This is a genomic window from Nocardia sp. NPDC046473 (assembly GCF_040645995.1).
Taxonomy (GTDB): Bacteria; Actinomycetota; Actinomycetes; order Mycobacteriales; family Mycobacteriaceae; genus Nocardia.
On the sequence record NZ_JBEYZJ010000006.1, the window covers coordinates 687,880 to 709,361 of the forward strand.

Consider the following 21,482-nt stretch of genomic DNA (forward strand, 5'->3'; position numbering starts at 1 on the left):
GGTGTCGTGCACCGTCGCCGCCGAGCCGGTGACCGCGGACGAATTGCCCACGCGCATCGTCGAACTGGCCAGCTTCCACTTCGACGTGACCCGTGAGATCGCGTTCCGCGCGAATCTGCTCAGCCTGGACGAGCGCAATCACGTCGTGGTGCTGGTCATGCACCACATCAGCGCCGACGGCTTCTCACTGCGGCCGCTGCTGCGGGACGTGGTCGTCGCCTACAGCGAGCGCACCCGCGGCGAAACACCGTCCTGGGCGCCGCTGGACGTGCAGTACGCCGACTACACGCTGTGGCAGCGCGACGTGCTCGGCGTCGAGCACGATCCGGAATCGGTTGCCGCCCAGCAGATCGCGTACTGGGTCGAGCAGCTGCGCGATCTGCCCGATCAGATCGAGCTACCCACCGACCGGCCGCGTCCGGAGATCGCGTCCAATGCCGGTGGCACGCACAGCTTCTCGGTCGATGCCGAACTGCACGCCGCACTGGCCGAACTGGCCCGCCGTCGCGGGGTCACGCTGTTCATGGTCGTGCACGCCGCGCTGGCCGCGTGGGCGGGCAGGCTGTCCAACAGTTCTGACATCGCCATCGGCACCCCGATCGCCGGCCGTGGCGAGCGGGCCCTCGACGACCTGGTCGGCATGTTCGTCAACACGCTGGTGCTGCGCAGCGAGATCGATCCCGCCGCCCGGTTCAGTGAACTGCTCGAGCAGGTCCGCCGCACCGACCTCGCGGCCTTCGGCAATGCCGATGTGCCGTTCGAGCGACTGGTCGATGTCATCAGCCCGGCTCGCTCGCAGGCGCACCATCCGCTGTTCCAGGTCGCGCTGACCTTCGAGGCGGCCTCGGCCGCCGACATGGGCACCGTCGAACTGCCCGGCCTCGACCTCGACGTCGTCGAATTCGACGCGGGCACCGCCAAATTCGACGTGCAGCTGACCGTCGGCGAGCACGCGGACGGCTCGCTGGCCATGTCGTGGAACTACGCGACCGAGCTGTTCGATCCGGAGACGGTGGCCTCGTTCGCCGACCGGCTGGTCCGGGTGCTGCACACCATCGCCGAGGATCCCGAGATCGCCGTCGGCGACATCGACCTGCTCGGCGAGTCCGAGCGTCTCGATGTCTCGCAGCGCTGGGTGTCCTCCGGAATGGACGGCGGCGCAGGCGTTTTCGGTGAGGCCGACGCCACCCTCGGTACCGTGTTCGACGCGGCGGTCGCCGCGCACCCGCACCGCACGGCGGCCCGCTTCGGCGTCGAGACGCTGACCTACAGCGAGCTGGACCGGCGCGCGAATATCCTGGCGCGCAGGCTGATCGCGGACGGCGCCGGGCCCGAGTCGCTGGTCGCGGTGATCCTGCCGCGCTCGCTCGACCTGGTTGTCGCGCTGGTCGCGGTGGTCAAGACCGGCGCGGGCTATGTCCCGGTCGATCCGACCTATCCGGCCGATCGCATCGCCTACGTGCTCGGGGATTCCCAGCCGACCAGCGTGATCCTGGACTCGACGGTCCAGGTGACGGTGCCGGTGGACCTGCCGAGCGTGGTGCTGGACGGCTTCGCCGTGGAAACCGGCAATATCGAGGACGCCGACGACGCGCCGATCACCGACGCGGACCGCAACGCGGCGCTCTCGCCCGACCATGTCGCGTACGTGATCTACACCTCCGGTTCGACCGGCCGCCCGAAGGGTGTCGCAGTCGCGCACCGGAATGTGGTGCGGCTGTTCGCGAATACCGATCGCGACTTCAACTTCGGCCCCGACGATGTGTGGACGCTGTTCCACTCCTACGCCTTCGACTTCTCGGTGTGGGAGCTGTGGGGCCCGCTGCTGTTCGGCGGCACCCTCGTGGTGGTCGACTACTACACCTCGCGCTCGCCCGAGCAGTTCCTGGAACTGCTACGCGCAGAACGGGTCACGGTGCTCAACCAGACGCCGTCCGCGTTCTATCAACTGGCGGAAGCGGATCGCAACGCCGCGCCCGACGCCACCCCGCTGGCCCTGCGCTACGTGGTGTTCGGCGGCGAGGCCCTGGAGCTGCGCAGGCTCTCGGATTGGGTTGCCCGCCACGGAGATTCAGCTCCGCTGCTGGTCAACATGTACGGCATCACCGAGACCACGGTGCACGTGTCCTACCGCGCGCTGGATGCCGCGACCATCGCCGCCGCCTCCGGCAGCGTGGTCGGCCGGGCCATCGCGGGTCTGCGGGTGTACGTGCTCGACAACCGGCTGCGGCCGGTGCCGGTCGGTGTCGCGGGCGAAATGTACGTGGCCGGACCGCAATTGGCGCGCGGCTACCTCGGTCGCCCCGACCTGTCCGCCACTCGTTTCGTCGCCAACCCGCTCGGCGGCTCGGACGCGGCGGGCTCGCGCCTGTACCGCTCCGGCGACCTGGCGCGCTGGAACCGCTTCGGCGAGCTCGAATACCTGGGCCGCGCCGACGATCAGGTGAAGGTCCGCGGCTTCCGCATCGAACTCGGCGAGATCGAGTCCGCCATCTTGGCCCAGCCCGGCATCGCCCAGGCGGCGGTCATCGTGCGCGAGGACCAGCCGGGCGATCAGCGGATCGTGGCCTACGTGGTCGCCGAGCCCGAGGTCGTGCCGGTGCTCGACCACGTTCGTGACGGCGCCGCCGAGCGGCTGCCGTCCTACATGGTGCCGTCGGCATTGGTGCGGCTCGAGTGGATTCCGTTGACGGTCAACGGAAAGCTCGATCGCCGTGCGCTGCCCGCGCCCGCCGTGCAGTCCCGCGCGTTCCGCGCGCCGGTCACCCCGGTGCAGGAGACGGTGGCCGCGGTGTTCGCCGAGGTGCTGGATCTGCCCCGGGTCGGCGTCGACGACGACTTCTTCGATCTCGGCGGCAACTCGCTCATCGCCACCCGGGTCGTCTCTCGCATCGGTGCCGCGCTCGGCACCACCGTCGCGGTGCGCGCGCTGTTCGAGGCGCCCACCGTGGCCGCCCTGGCCGCACGGGTGGAATCGCATGCCGACGGTGCCGCGCGGGCCAGGCTGGTCGCCCGGCCGCGCAAGGCCGACGAACTGGTACCGCTGTCGTTCGCGCAGCAGCGCATGTGGTTCCTCAACAAGTACGACACCTCCTCGGCGGCCTACAACCTGCCGGTCGCCATCCGCCTGACCGGCGCGCTCGACGTGGCCGCACTGCGGCTCGCGGTGGCCGACGTGGTGCGCAGGCACGAGTCGCTGCGCACCCGCTACCCCGAGCACGGCGGTACCCCGGTCCAGGTGATCGTGCCCGCCGAGAACATCGCCCTCGACCTGCATCCGGTGCAGGTGGATCCGGCCGAGCTGACCGCTGTGGTGACCGACTTCGTCACCACCGGATTCGATGTGGCCGAACAGGTTCCGCTGCGCACCAGGCTCTACAGCGCGGGCCCGAACGAGCACGTGCTCGTCGTCGTGGTGCACCACATCGCGGCGGACGGCTTCTCGATGGGGCCGCTGACCCGCGACGTGATGCTCGCCTACTCGGCGCGCACGCAGGACAGCGCGCCCGGCTGGGCGCCGCTGGCCGTGCAGTACGCCGACTTCGCCGTCTGGCAGCGCGAAGTCCTCGGCGCCGAAGACGATCCGGACTCGCTGATGGCGCGTCAGGTGGCGCACTGGCAGCAGGTCCTCGCCGGCGTCCCGGACGAGCTGACGCTGCCCGCGGACCGGCCGCGTCCGGCGATCGCCTCGTTCCGCGGCGCGACGCTGCACCGCGAGCTGCCCGGCGACCTGATCGCCGCGCTGGAAGACATTGCGCGCCAACGCGGTGCGTCGCTGTTCATGGTGATGCACGGCGCGCTGACGGTGCTGCTGTCGCGGCTGTCCGGCGCGGACGACATCGCGGTCGGCACGCCGATCGCGGGCCGCGGCGAGCAGGCCCTCGACGATCTGGTCGGCATGTTCGTCAACACCCTGGTGCTGCGCACCGGCATCGACGCCGCCGAATCGTTCACCGAACTGGTCGATCGGGTGCGGCGTACCGACCTCGATGCGTACGGCAATGCCGATGTGCCGTTCGAGCGACTGGTGGAACTGCTCGCACCGGAACGTTCGCAGGCGCGCAACCCGCTGTTCCAGGTGATGCTGGCCTTCCAGAACCTGGACCGCACCAGCCTCGAACTGCCCGGGCTCTCGGTGTCCGCGCTCGATCTCGAAGAGAACGTGGCGCGCTTCGACCTGCAGTTCACGCTGTCTGAGCTGGGTGAACCAGGCACGGCCGGAATGGCTTTGGCGCTCACCTACGCCACCGAACTGTTCGACGAGTCGACCGCCGCGGAGATCGCGCAGCGCTGGCAGCGGGTCCTGGAAGCCATCGCCGCGAACCCGACGATCGCGGTCGGTCAGATCGACGTACTCGATGCGGCAGAGCGGGCGGACCTGACTGCGCGCACCGGCCCGGAGGCCACGGTCGCGCGGACACTGCCCGACCTGATCGCCGAGGCCGCCGCCATCGACCCGACCGCACCCGCGGTCGTGTTCCAGGGGCGCAGTCTGTCTTACGGCGAACTCGATGAACGCTCGAACCGCTTGGCCCGCTTGCTGATCGAGCGTGGCCTCGGCACCGAGGATCTGGTCGCGGTCGCCGTGCCGCGCTCGGACGACTCCTACTTCGCCGAATGGGCGGTCGCCAAGTCCGGTGCCGCGTTCGTGCCGATCGACCCGACCTACCCGGCCGACCGCATCGCGCACATGGTCACCGACTCGGGCTCACCGGTCGGCCTGACCGTGACGTCGGTGCGCGGCGACCTGCCGGACTCGGTCGAATGGCTCGTCCTCGACGAGCTGGACCTGACCGGCGTCGACGCGGCCGCGATCACCGATGCCGAGCGCGTGCGCCCGGTACGTCCGGAACACCCGGCCTACGTCATCTACACCTCCGGTTCCACCGGCGTCCCCAAGGGCGTCGTGGTCACCCACACCGGTCTCGCCAACTTCCGAGACGAGCAGAACGCCCGTTACGACGTCGACTCATCCACGCGCGCACTGCATTTCGCGTCGCCGAGCTTCGACGCGTCGATCCTCGAGTTCCTGCTGGCGATCGGTCGCGGCGGCACCCTGGTGGTCTGCCCGCCCGGCGTGTACGGCGGCGATGAGCTGGCCGAGCTGATCCGCACCGAGCGCGTCACGCACGCGTTCATCACCCCGTCCGTGCTCGCCTCGCTGGATCCGGCCGCGCTGGCCGGCATGCGGGTGATCGTGGCCGGCGGCGAGGCGGTTCCGGCCGACCTGGTCACCAAGTGGGGTGGCGCGCCGGACGGTTCGGGCCGTCGCTTCCACAACGGTTACGGTCCGACCGAGACCACCATCATGACCAACATCAGCGACGCGCTGACGCCGGGCGATCTGGTCACCATCGGCGGCCCGACCCGCGGCATGCAGTCGCTGATCCTGGACGCCCAGCTCCGGCCCGTGCCGGTGGGTGTCGCGGGTGAGCTCTATCTGTCGGGCATTCAGCTGGCCCGCGGCTACCACGCGCGTGCCGGGTTGTCCGCGGACCGGTTCGTGGCGAATCCGTATGTCGCCGGTGCGCGGATGTACCGCACGGGTGACGTGGTCCGCTGGACGCGTACCGGCGAGGTCGAATACGTCGGCCGGTCCGACTTCCAGGTCAAGGTGCGCGGGTTCCGCATCGAGCTCGGCGAGATCGACGCGGCACTGGCCGCGCACGAGAACGTCGACTTCGCGGTCACCGTCGGGCACAAGGGATCCGCCGGCGCCACCTCGCTGGTGGCCTATGTCGTTGCGGCACCGGGCCGGACGATCGATGTGGCGGCGCTGACCGCGCACGTCGAGGACCGGTTGCCCGCGTACATGGTGCCGTCGTCGATCATGGTGATCGACCGGGTGCCGCTCACTCCGGTCGGCAAGCTGGACCGAAAGGCGTTGCCGGAGCCGGTATTCGCGACCGAGGTCGTGTTCCGGGCCCCGCGCACGCCGATCGAGCAGGCCATCGCCGAGGTCTTCGCCGAGGTGCTCGGTGTGGAGCGGGTCGGCGTCGACGATTCGTTCTTCGCGCTCGGTGGCGACAGCATCGTCTCGATTCAGCTGGTGTCGCGGGCCAAGGCGCGTGGCGTGGTGTTCACCCCGCGCAACGTCTTCGAGCAGCGCACCGTGGCCGGGCTGGCCGCGGTCGCAGGCACCGCCGACGCCGCAGCGGCCTCGGCCGTCGTGCTCGCCGAGCTGCCCGGTGGTGGCGTCGGCACGATGCCGCTGACCCCGGTCGTGCGGTTCATGGCGCAGCGGCGCGGCTCGTTCGGCCGGTTCAACCAGACCCTCGCGCTGGAGCTGCCGGTCGGTATCGACCGGGCGGGCATCGTCGCGACCGTCGGTGCGGTCATCGACCGGCACGACATGCTGCGGGCGAGCCTGCGGCAGGTGGACGGCGAGTGGATTCTCGAAACCGCCGCTGCCGGAACGGTCGACGTGGACGCGTTGGTCGATCACCGCACCTTCGACGCCGGTGTCGATGATGCCGAGCTGGTCGAGATCGCTTCCGCCGCACTGGATTCCTCGCTGGATCTGCTGGATCCCGCAGCGGGCGTTGTGGTTCGGTTCGTCTGGCTCGAACCGTCGAGCAGCGAACGCGCCGGACGGCTGATCGTGGTCGGTCATCACCTGGTGGTCGACGGTGTCTCCTGGCGCATCCTGGTGCCGGACTTCGTCGCGGCCTGGGGCCAGCGCACCGCCGGTCAGCAGCCCGAGCTGGTCGCGCCGGCCACCTCGATGCGGGCCTGGGCACACGGGCTCGAACGCGAGGCGCGCAGTGCCGAGCGGGTCGCCGAACTCGAGCACTGGCGCTCGGTGGTCGACGCGGCCGATCCGCTGCTCACCGAGCGGCCGATGGACCCGGCGATCGACACCTCGGGCGTCATCGAGAAGCTGCAGGTCGAGGTGTCCGCCGAGGTCACCAAGGCGCTGTTGACCACGGTGCCCGCGCTGTTCCACGGCGGCGTGAACGACGGCCTGCTCACCGCGCTCGCGCTGGCGACCGCGAAGTGGCGGGCGCGCCGGGCGGGTGCCCGCGGCGATTCGCTGCTGATCCGCCTGGAGGGCCACGGCCGCGAAGAGGACATCGTGCCCGGCGCGGACCTGTCCCGCACCGTCGGCTGGTTCACCGCGATCTTCCCGGTCCGCTTCGACCTGTCCGGCATCGACATCGATGCCGCGCTGGCCGGCGGACCCGCGCTCGGCCAGGCCGTCAAGGCGATCAAGGAACAGCTGCTCGCGGTGCCCGACAAGGGCGTCGGCTACGGCCTGCTGCGCTACCTGAACCCGGAGACCGCCGCCGAGCTGCCCGTCGAGTTGCCGGGCCAGGTGAGCTTCAACTACCTGGGCCGCGTCGCCGAGGGGGATGTGCCCGAGTCGCTGCGCGGCTTCGGCTGGATCCCGGCCGCCGAATTGGGCGCGCTGGGTGGGGCTTACGACGCGGACATGCCCGCGATGGCACCCCTGGACATCAACGCGATCGTCACCGGCGACAAGCTGACCGCGAATATCGGCTACCCGTCGACGCTGCTCGATGCCGCCGCCGTCCGCGAGTTCGGCGAGCTGTGGACGACCGCGCTGGAAGCGGTTGCCCGGCACGCCAATTCGACCGGCGCCGGTGGGCACACGCCGTCCGACTTCGCGCTGGTGCGCAGTACACAGGGCGATATCGACGGCTGGGAGCGGCGCTTCCCGAACCTCGCCGATATCTGGCCGCTGTCCGCGCTGCAGTCGGGTCTGCTGTTCCACGCCAGGCTCGCAGCCTCGTCGGTGGATGTGTACACCGCGCAGGCGGTGCTCACCCTTACCGGCCGGGTCGACGCGGCCCGGTTGCGTTCGGCCGCACAGGCTTTGGTGGACCGCTACGAGAACCTGCGCACCGCGTTCGTCACCGATCGGGACGGCAGCCCGGTGCAGGTGGTGCTGGACAGCGTCCGGGTCGCCTGGTCCGAGCACGACCGGATCGAGCAGGGCGACGGCGACGATCTGATCGCCGCGGACCGCACCAAGCGCTTCGATCTGACCGAGCCGCCGCTGATCCGCTTCACGCTGATCCAGGTGGCGCGCGACCGCTGGCAGTTCGTGGTGGCCAACCACCACATCCTGCTCGACGGCTGGTCCATGCCGCTGCTCATGCAGGACCTGCTGGTGCTCTATGCGGCACACGCCGACACCAGCGTGCTGCCCGCCGTGCGGTCCTACCGGCACTTCCTGGAATGGACTGCGCAGCAGGATCATTCGGCCTCGGTCGCGGTGTGGACGAACGCGCTGCGCGGGGTCACCGAGCCGACGCTGCTGGCTCGGCCGGACGCGGGGCGCGAAATCACCTCGCTCTCGGGCGAATACTTCTTCGAGCTCGACGAGACGGCGACTTCGCGGCTCACCGCGCTGGCCGGTTCGCTCGGCGTCACGCCGAACACCGTGCTGCAGACCGCGTGGGGCATCCTGGTCGGCCGGATGACCGGTCGCGACGACGTGCTGTTCGGCACCACGGTGTCCGGCCGTCCCGCGGACCTGTCCGGCGTGGAGTCGATGGTCGGCCTGTTCATCAACACCGTGCCGGTGCGGGTGCGCTTCGACCCGGCGGAGTCCGCGCAGCAGCTGCTCGCCCGCACCCAGGGGGAGCAGGCGGATCTGCTCGATCACCACTATGTCGGTCTCGCGGACATCCAGTCCGCCGCCGGCATCGGTGGCCTGTTCGACACGCTCGTGGTGTTCGAGTCCTACCCGGTCGATGCCGAGGGGCTGCAGGCGCAGGCGGCGGACATCGACGGCATGGCGGTTGTCGGCCTCGACGCGGCCGATGCCACGCACTACCCGTTGACGCTGATCGCTCAGCTCGACCGGAGCGAGGGGGAATCGGACACCGCGCGGCTGCGGATTCGCGCGGGCTACCTGCGGGATCTGTTCGACGAACAGGCCGTGCGGCGGATCGCCGATCGCCTGATCCGCGTGCTGACCGCGATCACCGTCGAACCCACTGTGCCGGTGGGTGATATCGAGCTGCTCGACACCGCTGAGCGCGAGCTCGTGGTGTCCGGCTGGAACGACACCGCGCACGAGGTGGATTCGGCCGCGACGCTCGTTTCGAAGTTCTACGAGCAGGTCGCGAGCACGCCCGACGCGACCGCGCTCTCGTTCGAGGGGACAACTCTGTCCTACGACGAGTTCGCGAGTCGAGTGAACCAGCTGGCCCGCTGGCTGATCGCTCGCGGTGTCGGCGCGGAATCGTATGTGGCGCTTGGCATGCGGCGCTCGATCGATCTCGTCGTCGGTATGTACGCGGTCACCGTCGCCGGTGGCGCGTACGTGCCGCTGGATCCGGATCACCCGGCCGAGCGCACGGAATACATTCTGGCCACGGCCGATCCGGTCTGCGTGCTGACCTCAGGTACCGATCTCGACATCGATACCGCGCAGGTGCGCATCGATCTGCTCGATCTGAGCGGACTGTCCGAAGCGGCGATCACCGACGCGGATCGCCGGGCGCCGTTGCGTCCGTCGAACACCGCGTACGTCATCTTCACCTCCGGTTCCACCGGTCGCCCCAAGGGTGTCGGCGTCTCGCACGCGGCGATCGTCAACCGCCTGGTGTGGATGCAGTCCGCGTACGAGCTGAACGCCGCGGACGCCGTGTTGCAGAAGACTCCGGCCACCTTCGACGTGTCGGTGTGGGAGTTCTTCTGGCCCTTGCAGATCGGCGCGCGGCTGGTCGTCGCGAAGCCCGATGGTCATCGGGACCCGGCGTACCTGGCCGAGATCATCAGTGCCGAGCGGATCACCGTCACTCACTTCGTGCCGTCGATGCTCGCGGTGTTCGTCGCCGATGCGGCTGCGGCGCAATGTGATTCGTTGCGGTTGGTGTTCGCCTCCGGTGAGGCGCTGCCGCCCAAGCCCGCCCATCGACTGCGCGAGCTGACCGGTGCGGCGTTGCACAACCTGTACGGCCCGACCGAAGCCGCGGTCGACGTCACCTTCCACGAGGTCGTCGAGACCGACACGGACACGGTGCCGATCGGTGCTCCGGTGTTCAACACCCAGGTGTACGTGCTGGATTCGCGGCTGCGCCCGGTTCCGGTGGGTGTCGCGGGTGAGCTGTATCTGGCGGGCACCCAGCTGGCCCGCGGGTACGTCGCGCGGCCGGATCTGACCAGTGACCGGTTCGTCGCGAACCCCTACGGTGCCACCGGTGAGCGGATGTACCGCACCGGTGACCTTGTGTCGTGGAGTTCGGCCGGTGAGCTGGAGTACTTGGGCCGCACCGACTTCCAGGTGAAGCTGCGTGGCCTGCGCATCGAGCTCGGCGAGATCGAGACGGCGCTGACCGCGCTGGACGAGGTCGCCCAGTCGGTCGTCGTGGTCCGCGGTGACCAGCACACCGGCGATCAGCTCGTCGCCTATGTCATTCCCGCGCCGAACGTCCGGGTGGACACCGAGCTGCTGCGCGAGGACCTGGCCGAGCGGTTGCCCGCGTACATGGTGCCGGCCGTGGTGCTGGTGCTCGACGAGTTCCCGCTCAACGCCTCCGGCAAGCTCGATCGCAAGGCGCTGCCCGCGCCGGTCTTCGAGGCCGCGGTGTTCCGCGCGCCGACGACGCCGGTGGAGGAGATCGTCGCGGCCACCTTCGCCGAGGTGCTCGGCGTGGAACGGGTCGGCCTGGACGACGACTTCTTCGCGCTCGGCGGCAACTCGCTGACCGCGACCCGGGTCGCCGCGCGGCTGTCCGCCGCGCTGGACGCCGATCTCGGTGTCCGGGAACTGTTCGAGGCGTCCACCGTGGTCGCGCTCGCGGCCCGCGCGGAGACGCACACCGGTGCCGGTGCCCGCGCGGCCCTGGCGCCGCAGCAGCGGCCCGAACTGGTGCCGCTGTCGCTGGCGCAGCAGCGGATGTGGTTCCTCAACCGCTTCGACCCGGACTCGGCCGTGGACAACATCCCGGCCGCGGTGCGGCTGTCCGGTCTGCTGGACCGGCAGGCGCTGCAGATCGCGGTCGCCGACGTGCTGGCCAGGCACGAGTCGCTGCGCACCTTCTACCCCGAGGTGGACGGCACCGCGCACCAGCAGACGGTGCCGACCGCCAAGGTGATTCCGGACCTCGCGCCCTTCGAGGTCACCGAAGCTCAACTGCCGCAACGGCTTTCCGAGCTGGTGCTGACCGCCTTCGACGTCACCACCGAGGTGCCGTTCCGGGCCAGGCTGTTCGAGGTCAGCCCGACCGAGCACGTGCTCGCCATTGTGGTGCACCACATCTCGGCCGATGGCTTCTCCATGGGCCCGTTGACCCGCGACGTGATGACCGCCTACGGCGCCCGCGTCGAGGGCGGCGAACCCGCCTGGCGGCCACTGGAAGTCCAGTACGCCGACTTCGCGCTGTGGCAGCGCGCGGTCCTCGGCGACGAGGACGATCCGGAATCGGTGATCGCCCAGCAGATCGCGTACTGGTCGAACTCGCTGGCCGGGCTGCCCGATCAGCTCGACCTGCCCACCGACCGGCCCCGCCCCGCCGTCGCCTCCGGTCGCGGCGCGACGCACACCTTCGAGATCGACGCCGAAACCCACGGCAGGCTCACCGAACTCGCCCGCACCAGGGGCGCGACGCTGTTCATGGTCACGCACACCGCGCTCGCGGTGCTGCTGGCTCGACTGTCCGGCGGGGACGACATCGCCATCGGCACCCCGGTCGCGGGCCGTGGCGAGCGGGCCCTCGACGACCTGATCGGCATGTTCGTCAACACCCTGGTGCTGCGGACTCCGATCGATAGCAGCGCGACGTTCACCGACCTGCTTCGTACGGTGCGCGCCACCGATATCGCGGCGTTCGGACATGCGGACCTGCCGTTCGAGCGGCTGGTCGAGATCCTGAACCCGGCGCGTTCGCAGGCACGGCACCCGCTGTTCCAGGTGCTGCTGTCGTTCCAGAACCTGGGCCAGAACAGTCTCGAGCTGCCCGGCCTGACGGTCAGCGGCGTCGAATTGCCGATCGACACGGCGAAATTCGACCTGCAGTTGACGCTGTCGGAGAAGAACGCCACTCCGGCGGCGAACGGCACGGCTGCCGCGCCGGCCGGTATCACTGCCGAATTCATCTACGCCACGGACCTTTTCGATCCCGAGACGATGGCGGAGCTCGGGCAGCGGTTCAACCGGCTGCTCGGCGCGCTTGCGGCGGAACCGGATCGGCCGATCGGCGATATCGCGCTGCTGGACGCGCGGGAGACCGAGCAGGCACTGCGCGGGTGGAACGACACCGAGCGTGACCTCGGCGCGCCGAGCACTCTGGTTGCCGAGTTCGCCGCTCAGGCACAGGCAACACCGGACGCCGTCGCTGTTGTCGATCCGGCCACCGGAAGCTCGCTCACCTACGCCGCGTTCGGTGCTCGCGTGCATCGGTTGGCGCGCAAGCTGATCGAGGCGGGCGTCGGCCCGGAGTCTTTGGTCGCCTTGGGTCTGCGGCGCTCGGTGGACCTGGTGGTTGCCGCGTACGCCGTGCACGAGGCCGGTGGCGGCTACGTGCCGCTCGACCTCGACCAGCCCGCCGACCGGGTGAACTACGTGCTCGACTCGGCCGATCCGGTGTGCGTGCTGACCACGTCCCGCGATGCGTTCGACGCGGGTCCGCGGACCACCTTGTCGATCGACGAGCTCGACCTGTCCGGCTACTCGGACGAGCCGGTGACCGACGCCGAACGCCTCGCGCCGCTGCGGCCGGAGCACCCGGCATACGTGATCTTCACGTCCGGTTCGACCGGTCGCCCGAAGGGCGTCGCGGTACCGCACGCCGCCGTGGTCAACCAGATCCGTTGGATCACAGGTGAATACGGCATCGGCGCCGATGATGTCGTGCTGTTCAAGACGCCTGCCACCTTCGACGTGTCGGTGTGGGAGCTGTTCGGTCCGATGACCACCGGCGGCCGCATCGTGGTGGCCAGTGCGGACGGTCATCGCGATCCGCAGTACCTCGCGGACGTGATCGCCGCCGAGCGCGTCACCATGACCTCGTTCGTGCCGTCGATGCTCACTGTCTTCGCCGGAAACGTCGACATCACCGAAGGCAGCGACGCGCTCGCCTCGCTGCGGACGCTGTTCATAGCCGGTGAGGCGTTCACCGCCGAAGCAGTAGACGCCATCCGCCGGGTCAGCTCGGCCGAGCTCTACAACCTATACGGCCCAACGGAATTCACCGTGCACGCCACGCACGGCCCGGTTGCCGACGACGTGACCGGCGCGGTGCCGATCGGCCTGCCGGTGTGGAACGCCCAGGCGTACGTGCTGGATGCCCGGCTCAAGCCGGTGCCGTCCGGTGTCGCAGGTGAGCTGTATCTCGCGGGCGCCCAGCTGGCGCGCGGCTACTTCGGCCGCACCGACCTGACCTCGGATCGCTTCGTGGCCAACCCGTTCGGTGCCGCGGGCGCCCGGATGTACCGCACCGGTGACCTCGTCACCCGCGACCACACCGGCGCCATCGTCTACATCGGCCGCACCGACTTCCAGGTGAAGCTGCGCGGCCTGCGCATCGAGCTCGGCGAGATCGAATCCGCGCTCGCCGCACACGATTCGGTGGCACAGTCGGTCGCCATGGTGCGCTCGGACGGGCACACCGGCGATCAGCTGGTCGGCTACGTGGTGCCGGTGAGCGGTGCGACGGTGGACGTCGACGAGCTCAGGACACACCTGGCCACCCGACTGCCGTCGTACATGGTGCCCGCCGCGCTCGTCGTGCTCGACGCCATGCCGCTCAACCCGAACGGCAAGCTGGATCGGCGCGCGCTGCCCGAACCCGCCTTCGAGGCAAGGGAATTCCGCGCACCCTCCACCCCGATCGAAGAGATCGTGGCCAACACCTTCGCCGAGGTGCTCGGCCTCATCGGCGCCGATGGCGAACGCGCCGTCGGCATCGACGACGACTTCTTCGAACTGGGCGGCAACTCGCTCATCGCCACCCAGGTGGTCGCCCGGCTCGGTGCCGCGCTCGACACCCGGGTCCCGGTGCGGATGCTGTTCGAGGCGCCGACAGTCGCCGCGCTGGCCGCGCGGATGGAAGCCCACCAGGGCACCGGACGTCGCCGCGAACTGGTCGCGGGACAGCGTCCGGCCCGGATTCCGTTGTCGCTGTCGCAGCAGCGGATGTGGTTCCTCAACCGGTTCGACACGGACTCGGCGGTCAACAACATTCCGCTGGCCGTCCGGCTCACCGGCTCGCTCGACACCGACGCACTGCGCCAGGCCGTCGCCGACGTGGTCGACCGGCACGAGGTGCTGCGCACCGTCTACCCGGAGACCGCCGACGGCCAAGGCGTCCAGGTGGTGCAGCCCGCCGGGCAGGAGACCATCGACCTGACCCCGATCGAGGTGTCCGAGACCGAAATCCAGGACCGCGTCAGCGAACTGGTGCTGACCGGCTTCGACGTCACCACCCAGGTGCCGGTCCGGGCCCAGCTGTTCCGGGTCGCCGGGTCGATGGACGGCTCACAACCGGACACCCACGTATTGGTCTTCGTGGTGCACCACATCTCCGGCGACGGCTGGTCGGTGCGCCCGTTGGCCCGCGACGTGATGATCGCCTACGCGGCCCGCTCGCGCGGCGACGCCCCGGCCTGGCCGCCACTGCCGGTGCAGTACGCCGACTACGCGCTGTGGCAGCGGGAAACCCTTGGCTCCGAAGACGATCCGACCTCGCTGATCGCCCAGCAGGTCGCCTACTGGTCCGGCAGCCTGGCCGGGCTGCCCGACCAGCTCGACCTGCCCTCGGACCGCTCGCGGCCCGCCGTCGCGTCGAATCGCGGTGGCGTGTACGAGTTCTCGCTCGACGCGCAGCTGCTGCACGATCTCAACGCGCTCGCCAGGGAACACGGTGCGAGCCTGTTCATGGTGGTGCACGCCGCGTTCGCCGCGCTGCTCGCCCGGTTGTCCGGCAGCGACGACATCGCGATCGGTACCGCGGTGGCCGGTCGTGGTGAGGCCGTGCTCGACGACGCCATCGGCATGTTCGTCAACACGCTCGTGCTGCGCAGCGAGGTCGACCCGGCCGCGCCGTTCACGGACCTGGTCGCGCACACCAAGGACCGCGACCTGGCCGCCTTCGGGCACGCGGACCTGCCGTTCGAGCGGCTGGTCGAGATCCTGAACCCGGCGCGCTCGCAGGCGCGGCATCCGCTGTTCCAGGTGATGCTGTCGTTCCAGAACACCGGGGAGGCCTCATTCGAGCTGCCCGGTCTCGAGGTCACCGGTGTTCCGCTGGACGTGGTGACGGCCAAGTTCGATCTGCACCTGAGCCTGTCCGACCGGATCGATGCCGACGGCTCCGCTGCCGGTATGACCGCGGAATTCGCTTACGCGACGGACATGTTCGATGCGGGCACCATCGCCGGAGTTGCGGATCGGCTCGTCCGGCTGTTGACCGCTGTGGTCGCGGATCCGTCCGTGGCGATCGGCGATGTCGAGCTGTTGGATTCGGTTGAACACGCGCAGGTTGTCGCGCGCTGGAACGACACCGCGCATGCGGTGGATGGTTCGGCGACGTTGGTGTCGATGTTCGAGGCGCAGGCTGTGCGGACGCCTGATGCGGTTGCGGTGACGTTCGAGGGGACGAGTCTGTCCTATGCCGAGTTCTCGGCGAGGGTGAATCGTCTTGCGCGTCATTTGATCTCGATGGGTGTCGGACCTGACTCGATGGTCGCGCTGGGTATGCGTCGGTCGATCGAATTGGTCGTCGGCATGTACGCGGTCAGCGTCGCTGGTGGTGCTTACGTGCCGCTGGATCCCGATCATCCGGCCGAGCGCACCCATTACGTGCTCGATACCGCGCGACCCGTTTGCGTGTTGACCACTGCGCGCGATGAGTTCGACGCAGGCAAGACACCCGCTGTCGAGATCGATCGCTTGAAGCTGTCGGACTACTCCGATGCACCAGTGACCGACGCGGATCGCCGTGCGCCACTGCGGCCTTCGAACACCGCGTACGTGATCTTCACGTCCGGTTCGACCGGTCGTCCGAAGGGTGTCGCGGTCAGCCACGGTTCGATCGTCAACCGTTTGGTGTGGATGCAGGCCGAGTACGGCCTGGAGCGCACCGACGTAGTGCTGCAGAAGACGCCCGCCACCTTCGACGTGTCGGTGTGGGAGTTCTTCTGGCCCTTGCAGATCGGTGCACGCCTGGTCGTCGCGAAGCCCGATGGGCATCGGGATCCGGCGTACCTGATCCAGGTGATCACCGAGGAAGACGTCACCACCGCGCACTTCGTGCCGTCGATGCTCTCGGTGTTCGTCGCCGAGCAGCGCGCGGACGAATGCACCAGCCTGGTCAACGTTTTCGCCTCCGGTGAGGCGCTGCCCGCAGCCACCGCGCAGCGGATGCAGGAACTCACCGGCGCCCGCCTGCACAACCTGTACGGCCCGACCGAGGCCGCCGTCGACGTCACCTTCCACGAGGTGGACGAGTCCGACGCGGTGTCCGTGCCGATCGGCGCCCCGGTGTTCAACACCCAGGTGTACGTGCTGGATTCGCGACTGCACCCGGTGCCGGTCGGTGTCGCGGGTGAGCTGTACCTCGCGGGTGTGCAATTGGCTCGCGGCTATGTCGCGCGTCCGGAGCTGACCGCGGATCGGTTCGTGGCCAACCCGTTCGGCACGGACGGCGAGCGCATGTACCGCACCGGTGACCTCGTCACCTGGACCGCGCGCGGCGAACTGGAGTACTTGGGCCGCACCGACTTCCAGGTGAAGCTGCGCGGCTTGCGCATAGAGCTCGGCGAGATCGAATCCGCGCTCACCGCACTGGATTCCATCGCGCAGGCCGTGGTGGTCGTGCGCTCGGACGATCGTCTCGGCGATCAGCTCGTCGGCTATGTCGTGCCGACCACCGGCCATGCCATCGACATCGACGGCGTGCGTGCCGAACTCGGCGGCGAACTGCCCGCGTACATGGTGCCCTCGGCGTTCGTGGTGCTGGAGGAGTTCCCGCTCAACGCCTCCGGCAAGCTCGACCGCAAGGCGCTGCCCGCGCCGGTGTTCGAGGCCAAGGTGTTCCGCGCACCGTCCACCCCGATCGAGGAGATCGTCGCGGGCACCTTCGGCGACGTGCTCGGCGTCGCCAGGGTCGGCCTGGACGACGACTTCTTCGAGCTCGGCGGCAACTCGCTGCTGGCCACCCAGGTGACCGCGCGACTCGGTGCCGCGCTGGACACCCGGCTGGCCGTCCGCGACCTGTTCGAGGCGTCCACGGTGTCCGCGCTGGCCACCCAGGTCGAGCGCAATGCCGGATCCGGCAGGCGGCGGCCGAAGCTGGAGACGGGGGAGCGTCCCGCGCGGATCCCGCTGTCGCCGGCCCAGCAGCGCTACTGGTTCCTCAACCAGTTCGACACGACCACTTCGGCGGTCGACAACATCCCCCTGGCCGTGCGGTTGTCGGGCGCCCTCGATGTCGCCGCGCTGGAGCAGGCGATCGGCGACGTGTTCGCTCGCCACGAGGTACTGCGCACCACCTACCCGCGTTCGGCGGAGGGCCCGCACCAGGTGATCCGGCCCGCGGCCCAGTCCGCGGCCGCGCTGACCCCGGTCGACGTCACCGAGGCCGATCTGCTCAACGCCGTCATCGCGTTCGCGCTGACCACCTTCGACGTCACCGTCGAGGTGCCGCTGGCGGTGGCGCTGTTCCGGATCGCGCCGGACGAGCACGTGCTCGCATTCACCGTGCACCACGTGGCTGCCGACGGCTCCTCGATGGGACCGCTGGCCCGCGACGTGATGGCCGCCTACGTGGCCCGCGTGCAAGGCGATGTGCCGCAGTGGCTTCCGCTGTCGGTGCAGTACGCCGACTACGCACTGTGGCAGCGCGCGGTGCTCGGCTCCGAAGAGGATCCGGAATCCCTTGCTGCCCAGCAGGTCTCCTATTGGCAGACCGCGCTGGCCGAGCTGCCCGATCAGCTGGAGCTGCCCGCCGACCGGCCGCGCCCGCCCGCGCAGTCGTTCCACGGCAAGGCGATTCGCTTCGAGATCTCCCCGGAGCGGCACGCCCGCCTGCACGAACTGGCGCGCGCCAACAACGCGTCGCTGTTCATGGTGGTGCACGCGGCGCTCGCCGTGCTGCTCTCGCGGCTGTCCGGCACCGACGACATCGCGGTCGGTACGCCGATCGCGGGTCGTGGTGAACGCGAACTCGACGACCTGATCGGTATGTTCGTCAACACCTTGGTCTTCCGGACCAGGGTGGCGCCGGGCGACCGCTTCGCCGACCTGCTCGCCGACGTCAAGGAACGCGACCTCGAGGCCTTCGCCAACGCGGACGTGCCGTTCGAGCGCCTCGTCGAGGTGCTCAACCCGGTCCGCTCCACCGCGCGCAATCCGCTGTTCCAGGTGGGTCTTTCGTTCCAGAACCTGGCCGAGACCACCTTCGAGCTGCCCGGCCTGTCGGTGAGTGCGGTCAACTTCGACTCGCAGCTGGCCAAGACCGACCTGCACGTCACGCTGTACGACCGCTACGCCGAGGACGGCACACCGGCCGAGATCATCACCGAATTCGGTTACGCCATCGACCTGTTCGACGAGGACACGGTCCAGGGCTTCGCGGACCGCTTCGTGCGGGTGCTGGACGCCGTCGTCGCCGACGCCACCATGCCGGTCGGCGAGATCGACCTGCTGGCCGAGGACGAGCACACCCGCATCCTCAGCACCTGGAACGACACCGCGCACGAGGTCGACGCGGCCGCGACGCTGGTGTCGCTGCTGGACGCATCGGTCGCGGCGAACCCGGACGCGGTCGCGCTCGTCGCCGACGAGCCGACCGGTCAGCAGCAGCTGACCTACGCCGAGCTCGATAACCGAGTGAACCGGTTGGCCCGCTACCTGATCCAGCGCGGCGTCGGCCCGGAGGACCGGGTGGCGCTGGCCATTCGCCGCTCCACCGACCTCGTGGTCGCCATGTACGCGGTCGCGAAATCCGGTGCGGCCTATGTGCCCATCGATCCGGATCAGCCTGCCGAGCGGACCGACTACATCCTCGAGACGGCGGCACCGGTCTGCGTGCTGACCACCGGTCGCGACGGGTTCCGCACCGCCGCAACCGAAACCGTGCAGATCGACGCGCTCGACCTGGCCGTGTTCGCGGCCGGGCCGGTCACCGAACGCCGCAGCACGCTGGCACCGGCGAACACCGCGTACGTGATCTTCACGTCCGGTTCGACCGGCCAGCCGAAGGGCGTCGCCGTTCCGCACGCCGCGATCGTCAACCAGTTGCAGTGGGAGATCGCGACATTCGGCCTCGGTGCCGACGACGCGATCCTGCTGAAGACCGCGGCGACGTTCGATCTTTCGGTGTGGGAGTTCTGGACCGCCGCCGCATCCGGTGGGCGCCTGGTGATCTCGGCGGCCGACGGTCACCGCGATCCGGCCTACCTCAACGAGCTGATGCGCACCACCGGGGTCACCACCCTGCATGTGGTGCCGTCGATGCTGGATTCGCTGCTCACCGAATCCGCCGGCCACCTGACGCATTCACTGCGCCGGGTGCTCGCCATCGGTGAGGCGCTGCCTGCGGCGACCGCGCAGCGGTTCCGTCGTGACAACGCCGCTGAGCTGTTCAATCTGTACGGCCCGACCGAGGCCGCGGTGTCGATCACCAGCCACCTGGTCACCGATGCCGACGAACTCTCGGTATCGATCGGCGCACCGGAATGGAACAGCCGCGTCTACGTGCTCGACGCCAGGCTGCGGCCGGTTCCGGCCGGCGTCTCCGGCGAGTTGTACCTGGCCGGTGCGCAATTGGCGCGCGGCTACTTCGGCAAGGCCGAGCTGACCGCCGACCGGTTCGTCGCCGATCCGTTTGGTGCGGCGGGCGAGCGCATGTACCGCACCGGTGACCTGGTGGCCTGGAATGCCGCCGGAGAACTGGATTACCGCGGCCGCACCGACTTCCAGGTGAAGATCCGCGGCTTCCGCATCGAGCTCGGCGAAATCGAGGCCGCGCTGCTGCGTCAGCCCGCGATCACCGCGGCCGCCGTACTCGCGCATACCGATCCGAGCATCGGCGACCGTCTGGTGGCGTACGTGGTGCCGCGGGCGGGTCAGCTCGACAAGCGCACGCTGCAGGCCGCGCTGGCCGCCGAGCTGCCGTCGTACATGGTGCCGTCGGTGCTCGTCCAGCTGGATGCGTTGCCGCTCAACGCCAATGGCAAGCTGGATCGAAAGGCGTTGCCGCAGCCCACCTTCGAGAAGGCGGTGTTCCGCGCGCCGGTCACGCCGATCGAGCAGATCGTCGCGAACACCTTCGCCGACGTGCTGCGCATCTCGGATCGCGAAGGCGCGGAATCGAAGCGGCTCGGCCTCGACGACGACTTCTTCGCCTGGGGCGGTAACTCGCTGCTGGCCACGCAGGTCGCGGCGCGTCTCGGTGAGGCGCTGAACACCCGGGTGCCGGTTCGGTTGATGTTCGAGGCGTCCACCGTTGCCGCGCTGGCGGTCCGGGTCGAGCAGCATGCCGACGCGGGGGGTCGTAAGGCACTGACCGCAGGCCCACGGCCGGAACACATTCCGCTGTCGCTCGCGCAGCAACGCATGTGGTTCCTCAACCGGTTCGACACCCAGTCGGCGGCCTACAACGTGCCGATCGCGGTGCGGCTCACCGGTGCACTCGACGTGGCCGCGCTGCGCGCCGCGATCGCGGACCTGGTCAGCAGGCACGAGATCCTGCGCACCATCTACCCGCAGACGGACAACGGTCCGGTGCAGGTGATCCTGCCGCCGGCCCAGGCCGTGCCGCGGCTGGAGGTGCGCGTGGTCGCGCCCGCCCAGATCGAATCCGCCGTGGTGGCACTGACGTCGACGATGTTCGACGTCACCACCGAGGTGCCGATGAAGGTCGCGCTGTTCCAGATCGCCGGGGAAGCAACGGAATCGGCTGAGTCTTCGGGTCGCTCCGCAGGTGCCCCTGCCGAGGTCGAATACGTCCTCGCAATGGTCGTGCACCACATCTCCGGTGACGGTTCGTCGGTCGGCCCGCTGACCCGCGACCTGATGATCGCCTACGCCGCGCGTTCGGCCGGCGAGGCGCCGAACTGGGCGCCGCTCGAGGTGCAGTACGCCGACTACAGCATCTGGCAGCGTGAGCTGCTCGGCAGCGAGGACGATCAGGAGTCGCTGGCGTCCAAGCAGGTCGCCTACTGGCGTCAGGCGCTGGCGGAGCTGCCGGATCAGTTGGATCTGCCGTCGGATCGCCCGCGTCCCGCGGTGCAGTCCTTCGCCGGCGGCAAGGTCGAGCTGCGCATCGACGCCGAGACGCATCAGGCGCTGATCGAGCTGGCCCGCACCGAGGGCGCGACGCTGTTCATGGTCGTGCACACCGCGCTCGCGGTGCTGCTCGCCCGCCTGTCGGGCACCGACGACATCGCCATCGGCACGCCGATGGCGGGCCGCGGCGAGGCCGTCCTGGACGACCTGATCGGCATGTTCGTCAACACGCTGGTGTTCCGCACCAAGATCGACGCCGGTGAGGCGTTCACCGAAC

General features: G+C 69.5%; 1 protein-coding gene (running past both ends of the window). It reads left to right on the forward strand.

Every position in this 21,482-nt window falls within one protein-coding gene, locus ABZ942_RS24815, for a non-ribosomal peptide synthase/polyketide synthase (protein WP_357385768.1), read on the forward strand. The gene is 43,632 nt long; 13,109 of those nucleotides lie to the left of the window and 9,041 to its right, leaving coding positions 13,110-34,591 in view — codons 4,370 (partial) to 11,531 (partial); the first codon wholly inside the window starts at window position 2. Both codon boundaries (start and stop) fall beyond the window edges.